Here is a 10,927-nt window from a genome sequence, read left to right on the forward strand (position 1 = left end):
GTGAGGGTGAACGCACGTGAACCCGAACGGAAAAAGGTGGCAGTCAAGGCGTTGTTGAGCTGGCTGCTCGAGTGAACGAGCGTCCGAGTTGACGGACGAATCCACGTTCTTTTTGCCCGTGCCCGCCCTCTCGAGCGACAATGAGTCTTAATCTCTCCGCCGATCAACCGGCCGTGCCCGACGACGCCGACGACGGCGTTTGGCTCGAGTGCATCGAGTGTGGCGAAACGTTCGCGCCGTTCGCGGACGTCCGCTACACCTGCGACGAGTGCGATGGCCTGCTCGAGGTCCGCTACGCCGACCTCCCGACGTTCGGGGACTTCGAGGGCCAGGGAGTCTGGCGCTACACCGCCGCCTTGCCCCTCGAAGAGGGCGTCACGACCCAGGAAGGGGCGACGCCACTGTACGAGGTGCCACGGCTCGAAGACGAAATCGGCGTCGAGGCGCTTCGAATCAAACACGAGGGAATGAACCCGACGGGCTCGTTCAAAGACCGCGGAATGACCGTCGGCGTCGCCGTCGCGAAGGAACTCGGCGTCGACCGGCTGGCGTGTGCCTCGACCGGAAACACGAGCGCGGCGCTTGCGGCCTACGGCTCCCGCGGCGGGATGGAGACCCTCGTGCTCCTGCCGGCGGGCAAGGTCGCCGCGGGCAAGGTCGCCCAGGCCAGCCTCCACGGCGCGCGTATTCTCGAGGTCGACGGTAACTTCGACGCCTGCCTCGATATCGTTCAGGAACTCGCCGCGAAGGGCGAGGCCTACCTGCTCAACTCGCTGAACCCCTTCCGCCTCGAGGGCCAGAAGACGATCGGCCTCGAGATCCTCGAGGGCTTTCTGTCGGATTACGACGCGGTTCCGGATCGGATCGTCCTGCCGGTCGGCAACGCCGGGAACACGTCGGCGCTGTACAAGGCGTTTCGCGAACTCGTCCAGGCCGGCGCGCTCGACGAGAGCGAGGTGCCGAAGCTGGTCGGCGTCCAGGCCGAGGGCGCGGCACCGATGGTCGAAGCGATCGAGAACGACGCAGACGAGGTGCGCCGCTGGGACGACGTCGAGACGCGCGCGACGGCGATCCGGATCGGCAACCCGGTCAACGCGCCGAAGGCGCTGCCCGGAATCCGCGAGACCGGCGGCACCGCGATATCGGTCACCGACGAGGAGATCACCGACGCTCAACGCGACCTCGCGGGCGAGGGGATCGGCGTCGAGCCGGCGTCGGCGGCGTCCGTCGCCGGCCTGCGGAAACTCCGGGCCGAAGGCGTCGTCTCTGACGACGAGCGCGTCGCCTGCCTGACGACCGGCCACCTGCTCAAGGATCCGGACGCGGCCGCGGCCGCGGGCAGCGATCCCGAACCGGTGCCGGCCGAGACGAACGGCGTTCTCGCGACCCTTGCGAGCGAGAACTCGTCGGATCAATAGATCTGACGGCGTACTCGAGCAGCGGAAATCGTCCCCGAGACGGACCGTGACAGCCGGGCGAATGACCGTCGTCTGACGAGTCTGACGCTCGACTGACTGACCTTTTTCCACGTCGCCGTGGTACTAACTGACATGTCCGTCGAACAACGGCCCGTCGACAGTCCCCCCACCGACGAACGAGCGAAGAACCCGCGATACGGTATCGAACTCGAGTTCCGATCGACCGATACTGATTCGTCCGCCGATCGGGTCGAGCGAACGCTCGCCGTCCGTATCGAGCGAGTCCGGTTGCTCGCTCGTATCGCCGCACTGGAACGCGAACTCGAAGAGTGCGAAAAGCGCCGACAGGAGATCATCACGCGGTACGAACGAGTGCTCGAGGATCAGCGAGCGGACGCGGATCGCGGTGAAACGCGGACGAACGCACCCGATCCGCTCGGTCGACTCCGTCGAATCGTTCGGTAAGCCACCGGTTCGAAGCCGTCCGTCAATCCGACCGGCCAGTGGCGGACGGTCGGTCGCCGTTGGCCTCGACCGATACGTCACCCGCAGTGGTCTCGCGAACGAACGCGAGGAAGTTTTCGAAGACGAGTTTTGCCTGGGCAGCCGCCCGATAGTTCTCCTCGGTGATCTCGTCGAGAACGGACGCGAGGCGTTCGTCGGAGAGGTTCTTGCTGTGGACGAGGTCTCGAGCAGTCACCGGATCGTACTCTGGGTGGAACTGAACGCCGAAGACCCGACCCTTTCGGAAGCCGTGGTTCGAGTAGTCGTTGGTCGCGAGTGACGTCGCGCCGGGTGGCAACTCGGTGACCGCATCCGAGTGGCTGGTAAACGCCAGAAACCGTTCGGAGACTCCCTCGAGGAGTCGTGAAGTCGAATCACGATCCGTTCGCTCGATGTCGCTGTATCCGACCTCGTACGAACCCATGTCCTCGACTGTCCCGCCGAGGACGTCCGCGAGCAGCTGGTGGCCCCAACAGATACCGAAACACGGCATTCCGCGATCGATCGCCGCAGAGATCCAGGCCTTCGTCGACTCGATCCACTCCTCGTCCCAGTAGACGGACGAGCGCGAGCCGGTGACGACAGCGCCGTCGAACTCGAAGTGATCGGGAAGCGAGCCGTCGGTCACGTCGAACTCCGACAGCGAACCGTCGAGTTCGCGCCGGAAATTCCGTCTCGTGTGTTCGTCCTGGTGGGTCGCGTCCAGGACGGCGATACGAAGCTGACTCATCGGTTACTAGTGACTCCGCCGAACGGATAGACCTTCTGTCAGTCGCCGGCGTTGCCGCGACCGGAGACGGGATTCGAGCGCCGCCGATCACGGCTCTAGGAGCGACTGGATGGCTCGAGTCGGCGGTTACGACGTCTCTATGTGATAGACGCCGCGTTCGTCCCGTCGAAACCGTTCGCCCGTGTCGAACCAACCGTCGAGGAACCGTCCGCCGCCGAATCTGTCGTCCGCGGCGGCGTCGTCGGAAGCGGCAGCGTTTACGTATCCATCCGCGACGACGGGGCCCGAGAGCAAGAGCCGTCCCGTCCCGGCCTCCTCGAACACCGCGCCGTCATCGTCGATCAGCCTGACACGACAGTCCGGGATGGGGACGCCGACGGTGTCGTCGCGGTTCGGGTGGACCGTCTCGGCCGATTCGCAGAGCGCGGTCGGACACTCGAGTCGACCGTAAGCGCGAGTCACCGTTACGTCGCGTTCGCGATAGGGCGCGAGAAGCGCGTCGGGAACCGATCCGTCGGCGACCGCCCGCTCGAGCGAGTCGGCGGCGGCGTCGAAAGCGGGGTCGGCCGCGAGGTCGCGAAACGCGACCGTCCGGCCGCTCAGGAACGTTGCGTCCTCGGCTTCGATCGCGGTTATCGTGTCGCCGGGATCGAACGCCCGGTCGAGGAGCAATCGACCGCCGGCGTACACCACTGACAGTGCAACGCGGACGAGACCGTCCGGTTCCGAAAGCGGCGTGACGACGGGGACGACGTCGTCGGCCGAGAGGCCCCAGGTCACCAGTGCAGAGATACAGTTCCATTCGAGAGCGCGTTCGGAGAACGCGACGGCCGGTCGGCCGTCGTCGCCGTGGAGAACGAGCAAGGGACGATCGGTGTCTCCTGAGTCGACTCGGGCCGCTCCGACGGGATCGACGGTGGCCAGCTTCTCGAGCGTGATCGATCGACCGTGGGGGATCGATCGGACGAGGTCGCGCTGGGCGGCTTCGAAGACGACGATGTCGGGCGAAATCGCGTCGAACGGCCGCTCGACGGTCTCCGGAGTCAGTCGGTGAGAGATCGGTGCGAACGTCGCGTCGAGACGACGACAGGCAAAGAGCAACGCGAGCGAGACGACCCGGTTTCGCGTGACGAGCGAGACGGTGTCGCCGGCGTCGACCGCGAGCGCCGAAAGCCGCTTTGCCGCGTCGGTTGCCAGATCGGAGAGTTCCGAATAAGAGACGCGGTCCTCGTGAACGGTCTTCGCCGGCGCGGACAGTCGCTCCTCGGAGACGTCGACCACCGCCGTCCGATCGGGAAATCGCCTGGCCCGGCGAGCGAGCGAAAGGGTCACGCACTCGAGTACGACCCACGAGCCCGTAACTGACGGGGGGCCACCTGCAAGGACCTCCGGAGTCGACGGCGGGCGGGTCGGAACGGAAACCGAGAACGTTACTCGACGGTCGGACGAGGCATCGCCTCGAGGTCTTTGATCTCGCCGGTGCGTTGTACGCGGGCGTACTGGCGTTGCCACGCGTCGGTGGGAAAGAGGTCGTTCCGATCGAACAGCTCACGTGCCGGATCGCTCAGCCGGTAAAACTTGTACGGATATCCGCGAATTCGGTTTCCGGGTTCGACCTCGAGTTCGGTGACGACACCGACGTCCCGCAAGATAGAGAGGTGACGCCGGATCGCATCGGCCTCGAGGCTCGGGTTCATGTAGTCCAGTTCCTTCACGCTCGGCGCGCCTTTCGGGTGACCGACGATATCAGCGATCAGGTTCGCTCGAGTCCGATCGGTCGCCTTCTGAAGTGCCGTCCACGAGTCGAAAGCGCCAGGGGTTCCCTGTTCACCCCCGGTATCGTTGGCTCCCTTCGCTTTCGGGTGCATACGAAACGGTACGTGCGCGGCCATCATAAACACTTGGTCCGTGAGATCAATTGATCAGCTAACTGTTTCCCAAAATAGTCACTCGTATGGTTTCACAACAGTACCACTATTACTCCGCCACCGCATCGAGTATTCAGGATGGATGACGGTAATAACCGAGCGGACGGAGCTGACTTCATCGACGGGACCGACCCGGAAGCGCTCCGGGAAGAAGAACAGCTCCAGCCGACGCCGGAGCAACACGAACGGTTGAAGGACGGACTCCACGGCGAGCTATTCGACGACATCCGACGAGCTGATCGACGGTATCTGGTGATCGGACGGGGCTCCGACGCGCCGGGCGAGCGACGCGCGGCGGTCTGTGAACAGCTCGACGAACGTCTGAGTGCGGTCGCGTTTCGACTCGAGGAATTCGGATTCTCCGGAGAAGAAGTCGACCTGTGGGTACCGGCGTTCGAGATCCTCTCCGAGATGGCGTCACGGATCGTCGCCATCGTCGAGGATTACGACGGCGGACACGTCTGGGAGCTCGGCTACCTCTATCGCTACCAGACGACAGTTCGGAACGCCCTCTGGATGCTCAAGCGCGTCTACGAGACCGAATCGAAACGCCGCGAGCGCTACGACAACGGCATGGCGGCGTCCCACATGGCCGCACTCGAGAAAGCGGTGAGCGAGCGAGTTATCGGGTGGGAGTCGCCGGACGACCTGCCACGGGCGGTCGAACGGGTCCCTTGACATCCTCCCCGCGCTGAATCGCAAGACTTCCTCCCTTGATTCTCCGTAACCGACGCCATCCGACGCTAGAGCGGAGACTCATCCTCGAGCATTCCCGCGATCCGATCGTTGATCGTCCGCGAACGCTCGACGAACGCGAGGTGTCCCATGTCCTCGAGTGAGACGAACTCGCCACGCGGAAGTCCGTCGGCGAGGTCGCGGCCGGCCGCGGGCGAAACGAGGTCGTCCTCGCCGCCGTGACAGACGAGCGTCAGCTGAGTCACCTCGATCAGCCAGTCGCTCGCGTCGAACCCCTCGAGAGCGGCGAGCTGTGCCTCCCATCCGGCGCGGTCGGCGTCACCGTCGGCTCGCCAGTCGACGATTCCCTCGAACATGTCGGGCTGGTCCTCACGGAAGTCCGCCGAGAGCGCCGTCTCGAGCGACTCTCGGATCGCTGCCCGGTCGTCCGACGGAGCGAACAGCGGTTCGAGGTCGTACTCATCCCCGCGGGCCGCGGTGCCGAACAGCGTCAACGTCTCGATCCGACTCGAGGACCGAGCCGCGACGAGGGCGATCGCGCCGCCGAGACCGCAACCGACGAGGTGGGCGGTGTGGATCTCACAATCGATGAGTACCGCCTCGAGATCGGATACGAGCGCCTCGAGGGAGTACGGGCCGGGGGGCGAATCGGAGCGGCCGGTCCCCCGGAGGTCCCAGACGACGGTCTCGAACGGGCCGGCGAGTCCGGCGTGTTGCCAGCCCCAGAGCCAACCGCCCAGACCCGCTTCAGAAACGAACACGACCTGCTCAGCGTGGGGATCGCCGGCGGATGTGCGGTCGTAGTACAGGGAGACGTCGCCGTTCGTCGCGGTGGGCATACCGATTGGAAGTGCACGGAGGTAAGCGATAGTTTCGATTCCGCGCGGTGACGGTCATACTCACAGGCATTAACGTAGATCCTCATCCCCCACCGTGGCAAGTAACTGATATTTTGAGGTCGGCGTACAAGACTTGGAGCACGAGTACAGCGACTAGACGGCGTTTGTTTCGACCAGAGAGGGAGAGATCAGCCGTACTGTAGAGTATGCGAATCGATCGCTGGGAATCCTGCCAAATTCAGATGACGTTCGGAGCGCCGTGCGAGATGGAATCGCGTATACAGAATGACTCGTCTTACCAATAGTTTTATGAATCGAAACACGCATAATCTCGTCAACTGCCTACGTGGTCCGGGGCTCACAAACAGGGCGGTCTCGAGCAACCATCCGCGGTGTGATACCAGCGATAGTTACTGGGTTGTTCGTGTTGGTTGTTGCAACGTATCTCTATCAACCGGGGATTCAATACTGTTGGCGGCGCTAGTCCAAAAGTGACTGAGATGGGTGTAAAGGAACCCGCCAATGCAGTCTTCGGACTCCTGTCGGATGAAACAAGAGTCGAAATCCTTCGGGCAATCGCTGTAGCGGAAAGCGAACACGAAAACGCAGATCCGAGCCCAGCCGAACTTTCGTTTTCGGAAATCTACGAACGCATCAACGTCGATAACACCTCCAAATTATCATACCATCTCGGCGAACTCACTGAAACGTTTCTTCGAAAGAGTGACGATGGGTATTCATTCACACACGCCGGTGAACAGATCGTTCGATTCCTCTTATCAGGGAATTACGAGAAACCGGCCGATTTCGATCCACAACCGACCTCTGGAACGTGTCTTTACTGTGGGGAAACAACACTCATAGCGCAACTCCACCATCAATATTTTCAAATCGAGTGTGCGTCCTGCGAGCGCCCTGTCTCAGCGTTCCCGATCACACCTGCACAAGCAAGATCATGGACTGATAACGACCTAGTAGACAATGTCAAACAGAAGCAAGCGATCGATTACGAACAGATTCGACGTGGCACGTGTCCGGAATGTGCTGGTCGTCTCTCAACCGAGGTGGCACGTCTTCCAGAGTCACAACGGACTGAAACAATTCGTCACCTCGTCGTTGACCGATGTCGAGAATGTTTGCGGCGGTACAACTCACCGCTGACGTACAGAGTCGCGTATCACCCTGCTTCGGTCGCGTTTCATTGGGACCGCGGGATCGATATAACTTCGAAGGGATTGTGGGAATTGCACGGCCACGTATACGAGGGGCGCTGGGTCTCTGAACGAATCTCGACTGATCCCGATGAGTACGAGATCGTGCTGCGTTACGACGGTGATATATTACGTATTCGCCTTGACTCGTATGCCACTATCACACACACCGAACGCGCCCGAAGCCGAGACGTCGCCGATCAAGAGTAGCAACAGACAGATTACAAAACCGACGTTGACCAGATTCGATTAGAATTGTGATTGCGGTCTCCTTTCCGTTGTGAGTGGATCTATTAGTGGCTAAAACGCTCAACTGTGGTTTTGCAACGAACCTGATAGAATATCAACTTTCCTACACAATATATGGTGTTCCAGTGTAACCACCGAAGTAAGAAGAAGAATGACTCAGACCACAAACCCGGACGAGACTACTGAACGGCATCGGAACAACGGTGACGATTCAGCCGATCCCGCCTACGACCAGCCAATGTCGACCAAGGATATTCAGACAGCGTATGCTAAGTACGCAGATCTGGTCGATCGAATGGAGTGGTTCGACCGATTACTCATCGGTCGGTACCGTCGCAAGCAGTTCGAGAATATTGATGGGCGCGTTCTTGACGTGGCCTGTGGGACCGGAACGAACTTTCGACATCTCTCTGAAACGATCGAACTCGTCGGGATTGACATCAGTCCTGAGATGTTGGCGAAGGCGCGAGAGAGACGCGACCAGCTCAACCTGGATGGGGAGCTCCACCGAATGGATGCGCAGGCCCTCGAATTCCCTGATGACAGTTTCGATGCCGTCATTTCGACTCTCTCTACCTGCACGTTCCCTGATCCCATCGCTGCGTTGCAGGAGATGGAAAGAGTCTGCAAGGCAACCGGCCAGATTCTGCTCGTCGAACACGGTCGAAGCAGCGTCGAATTGATCGCACGTTTCCAGGAGTGGCGAGCCGATTCCCACTACAACAAAATGGGTTGTCGATCAACTCAGGAGCCGCTCGAACACGTCTCGAAAGCAGGGCTACCTATTCTGAAGACTGAGTCCGGAATGTTCGGGATTATCACCACGGTCGAGGCACAGCCTAACTGACATGGCGGGATCGACAAGACGCGCGTTTCTCACAACGCTTGGCACTCTCGGCTTCATCGGCCTCGGGGCCGGAACTGGGACGGCGATGACTACCGATGGCCACTCCAGTAAGTCCACAGTTTCGGCCAATCCGACATTCACCGAGATAGATGGAATCGAATCGTTCATCGATGCAGTGATGTCCAAGCGAATCGGTACCGAAATCCCCGGCGCAAGCGTCGCTATCGTTGAGGGCAGTGATCCCGTTCTCGCAAAGGGATACGGCTACGCCGACATGAACTCTGGAACACCGGTGCAGGCGGATGAAACGACGTTCGAAGCCGGGTCAGTTGGGAAACTCGTAACGTGGACAGCCGTGATGCAAGGAGTTCAAGATGGGTTACTTGATCTCGATGAAGACGTCAACACGTACCTTGACAACTCCGACGTTCAGGTCCCGGACGCCTACGAGGACCCGATCACACTCAGGCACCTTGGGACCCATACGTCTGGTCTAGAATCAGCTCTCGCTCCTGCGGTGGTTGATACACCGGATCAGCTCACGTCACTGGAAACAGTACTCGTTGAGAGACGACCCGAGCGCGTTAGACCGCCAGGCAAAGCGGTGGGATACTCCAATTACGGAGCTGCACTCGCCGGGCACATGGTTGCGGAAACGTACGACACTCCGTTCGAAGAGCACGTTCAATCAACGATCTTCGAACCACTCGACATGAGTCATAGCACGTTCGCCCAGCCGGTACCAGAGGAGCGTCCTGGAACACTGGCAGCATCACACAGGCGAGACGGCAGTGAATTCATCACCGCTGAACCGGTCTACATTAATATGTGGCCAGCGGGGTCAATGACTGCAACTGCCACGGACATGGCGACGTTCATGAGCGCCCACCTCGGAGACGGTTCGGTTGACGATACGAGGATTCTTGAATCGGATACGGTAGCCACAATGTATAGTCAACACTACGAGCGACATCCAGCAGTCAACAATTGGCGGTACGGGTTTTACGAGTACGGACATCCCGATGGCGATGTAATCGCGCACTCTGGTGGTACGATATATCAAGAGAGTCAACTCGCACTCGCACCCCAGCATGACATCGGTATATTCGTGAATTACAACTTGCGAACTGACGACGAAGAATCGCTAGCTGTTATCGATGAAATTCTAGAGGAGTACAACCTCCAACCAGATTCTACTACTCCGATCTCAACGAGTGAATCAGGAGGCAAGCAGCGGGCCGAAACCGTCACCGACGAATATGGGCTTACAATGTTACCTCAGAATGGTCCATTGAAATCACTTGATTCCTTGTCACGCGTGTCCGTTGAGGCGGCCGGTGATGGACGACTTCTCAGTAAAACGTTAGATGGGAGTCGGGAGTGGGTTGAAATTGATCCGTACGTGTATCAAGAGCAGGATGGAAACGATGTTCTAGCGTTCGATATCGTTGATGGGGAGGTCGCAGCGATGCACGAAAGTAGTCTCCCACAGAACACCTATAGATCGGTTCCATTTCACGAACGCCAACTCGTCACGGGTGGCGTGCTCGGTGTCTCTTTGTCTGGATTCGTGCTCTCGATACTCGGATGGGGTGGGCATTACGCATACCGTCAGTGGCGTCACGATCGTACTGCAACTGGTGCGACCACAATGGAACCTTCAACAGGGGAGCCGACTCAGGTCACTGAAAGTGGGAATGACGAGGAGGGATGTGCATGACCGAACTGCCCACCGATCCAGAGGATGAGCGACTAAACAGAGTCGGCAGACTCGTTACAGCGATCACTCGTAAAGGCAGGCAGCGGATCTGTAATCCAGCATGGCTCGCACGGGCATCCAGTGTCGGTCTATGCGTAAGCTCGATAGGATTTATCGTGACCTTCGCTTTCATCCTCGAAAGCAGTGGAGAACTCGCACTCATAACGAACCCGACACCGATGCGACTTGCGCTCGTTCTCCCCCACTTCGTCCTAATCTCTACTATCGGTACGGTCGCCGGTACCGGGCTGGTTTGGTTGAATCATTACTGGTCGTTGACTGCGCGCATCCACCAGACGATACTATCCATACTCGGTATCGGCTTTACTTGGCAACTCTTCGTGCTTGGTTTCCTCGGTTGATGGACGGATCCGTTCACTAAGAAGTATTTGCTCTCATTTCACATTTCTTGAGAACCGATGTGGCACATCCTCCGTCGATACTGAACGGCTACGACCACTACTCGATCAATCTTCGACTCGTGTCACATTCGCGCTGTATATGCAGCAGCTTTTGAACGGATTGGCTGATTATTGCCAGAGTTTGCGTAACCGACTCAGAGAATGAGTTCAGTTCGATGACTTCGTTTGTTCCACGCCGAAGTGAATGAATTAGCCGTTCAGTAAATATGTAAACTGCTCGCTTCGCTCGCAGTTTCTACACGGGTAGATCGCTGTTCGAGACGCGCGACAGCGCGTCTCTCTGCGGTACGGCGAAGGCACCGTGAGCGTAGCGAGCGGTAACTG

The 10,927-nt window shown here is 59.6% G+C and carries 11 protein-coding genes; 7 read left to right on the forward strand and 4 right to left on the reverse strand.

What is annotated here, in order from left to right; translation table 11 throughout:
* Positions 1–140: 140 nt before the first annotated feature.
* On the forward strand, positions 141–1,418 hold the full coding sequence (gene thrC / locus EA462_RS03015) for a threonine synthase (RefSeq protein ID WP_124177080.1): 1,278 nt from the start codon (positions 141–143) through the stop codon (positions 1,416–1,418).
* Positions 1,419–1,550: 132 nt separating this feature from the next.
* Positions 1,551–1,883: a hypothetical protein gene (locus EA462_RS03020; protein ID WP_124177081.1), complete on the forward strand. Its 333-nt coding sequence runs from the start codon at positions 1,551–1,553 to the stop codon at positions 1,881–1,883.
* A gap of 22 nt (positions 1,884–1,905) precedes the next feature.
* Here EA462_RS03020 and EA462_RS03025 read toward each other — a convergent pair whose 3' ends face one another.
* From EA462_RS03025 to EA462_RS03035, 3 genes are all read right to left on the reverse strand, one after another.
* On the reverse strand, positions 1,906–2,652 hold the full coding sequence (locus EA462_RS03025) for a type 1 glutamine amidotransferase (RefSeq protein WP_124177082.1): 747 nt from the start codon (positions 2,650–2,652) through the stop codon (positions 1,906–1,908).
* Positions 2,653–2,778: 126 nt separating this feature from the next.
* A complete protein-coding gene (locus EA462_RS03030) occupies positions 2,779–3,984 on the reverse strand; it encodes a class I adenylate-forming enzyme family protein (RefSeq protein ID WP_124177083.1) in 1,206 nt (401 codons plus the stop codon).
* A 98-nt stretch (positions 3,985–4,082) separates the two neighbouring features.
* Positions 4,083–4,520, reverse strand: coding sequence for an ArsR family transcriptional regulator (locus EA462_RS03035; RefSeq protein ID WP_124177084.1), 438 nt, complete (start codon positions 4,518–4,520; stop codon positions 4,083–4,085).
* Positions 4,521–4,658: 138 nt separating this feature from the next.
* Here EA462_RS03035 and EA462_RS03040 point away from each other — a divergent pair, with 138 nt between their 5' ends.
* Complete coding sequence (locus EA462_RS03040) at positions 4,659–5,258, forward strand: aminopeptidase (RefSeq protein WP_124177085.1); 600 nt, start codon at positions 4,659–4,661, stop codon at positions 5,256–5,258.
* 65 nt (positions 5,259–5,323) lie between these two features.
* On the opposite strand, the gene EA462_RS03045 is transcribed toward EA462_RS03040, so the two are convergent.
* On the reverse strand, positions 5,324–6,115 hold the full coding sequence (locus EA462_RS03045; protein ID WP_124177086.1) for an alpha/beta fold hydrolase: 792 nt from the start codon (positions 6,113–6,115) through the stop codon (positions 5,324–5,326).
* 500 nt (positions 6,116–6,615) lie between these two features.
* On the opposite strand from EA462_RS03045, the gene EA462_RS17965 reads away from it, so the two are divergent.
* The 4 genes from EA462_RS17965 (at position 6,616) to EA462_RS03065 (ending at position 10,543) form a co-directional block, all read left to right on the forward strand.
* Positions 6,616–7,536, forward strand: a complete 921-nt coding sequence (locus EA462_RS17965) for an ArsR/SmtB family transcription factor (RefSeq protein WP_124177190.1) — start codon at positions 6,616–6,618, stop codon at positions 7,534–7,536.
* A gap of 190 nt (positions 7,537–7,726) precedes the next feature.
* Positions 7,727–8,422 (forward strand): class I SAM-dependent methyltransferase, encoded by a 696-nt coding sequence (locus EA462_RS03055; protein ID WP_243641348.1) that lies wholly within the window; start codon positions 7,727–7,729, stop codon positions 8,420–8,422.
* A gap of 85 nt (positions 8,423–8,507) precedes the next feature.
* Entirely contained in the window at positions 8,508–10,142 is a 1,635-nt protein-coding gene (locus EA462_RS03060; RefSeq protein ID WP_243641349.1) for a serine hydrolase domain-containing protein, read from the forward strand.
* Positions 10,139–10,543: a hypothetical protein gene (locus EA462_RS03065; RefSeq protein ID WP_124177088.1), complete on the forward strand. Its 405-nt coding sequence runs from the start codon at positions 10,139–10,141 to the stop codon at positions 10,541–10,543. Before EA462_RS03060 ends, EA462_RS03065 begins: the two co-directional genes overlap by 4 nt.
* Positions 10,544–10,927: the final 384 nt, after the last annotated feature.

This window comes from Natrarchaeobius halalkaliphilus (assembly GCF_003841485.1).
In the GTDB taxonomy this organism is placed as follows: domain Archaea; phylum Halobacteriota; class Halobacteria; order Halobacteriales; family Natrialbaceae; genus Natrarchaeobius; species Natrarchaeobius halalkaliphilus.

Coding starts and splice junctions, on each gene's coding strand:
- thrC (WP_124177080.1), top strand. CDS start 141: ATGAGTCTTAATCTCTCCGCCGATCAACCGGCCGTGCCCGACGACGCC.
- EA462_RS03020 (WP_124177081.1), top strand. CDS start 1,551: ATGTCCGTCGAACAACGGCCCGTCGACAGTCCCCCCACCGACGAACGA.
- EA462_RS03025 (WP_124177082.1), bottom strand. CDS start 2,652: ATGAGTCAGCTTCGTATCGCCGTCCTGGACGCGACCCACCAGGACGAA.
- EA462_RS03035 (WP_124177084.1), bottom strand. CDS start 4,520: ATGCACCCGAAAGCGAAGGGAGCCAACGATACCGGGGGTGAACAGGGA.
- EA462_RS03040 (WP_124177085.1), top strand. CDS start 4,659: ATGGATGACGGTAATAACCGAGCGGACGGAGCTGACTTCATCGACGGG.
- EA462_RS03045 (WP_124177086.1), bottom strand. CDS start 6,115: ATGCCCACCGCGACGAACGGCGACGTCTCCCTGTACTACGACCGCACA.
- EA462_RS17965 (WP_124177190.1), top strand. CDS start 6,616: ATGGGTGTAAAGGAACCCGCCAATGCAGTCTTCGGACTCCTGTCGGAT.
- EA462_RS03055 (WP_243641348.1), top strand. CDS start 7,727: ATGACTCAGACCACAAACCCGGACGAGACTACTGAACGGCATCGGAAC.
- EA462_RS03060 (WP_243641349.1), top strand. CDS start 8,508: ATGACTACCGATGGCCACTCCAGTAAGTCCACAGTTTCGGCCAATCCG.
- EA462_RS03065 (WP_124177088.1), top strand. CDS start 10,139: ATGACCGAACTGCCCACCGATCCAGAGGATGAGCGACTAAACAGAGTC.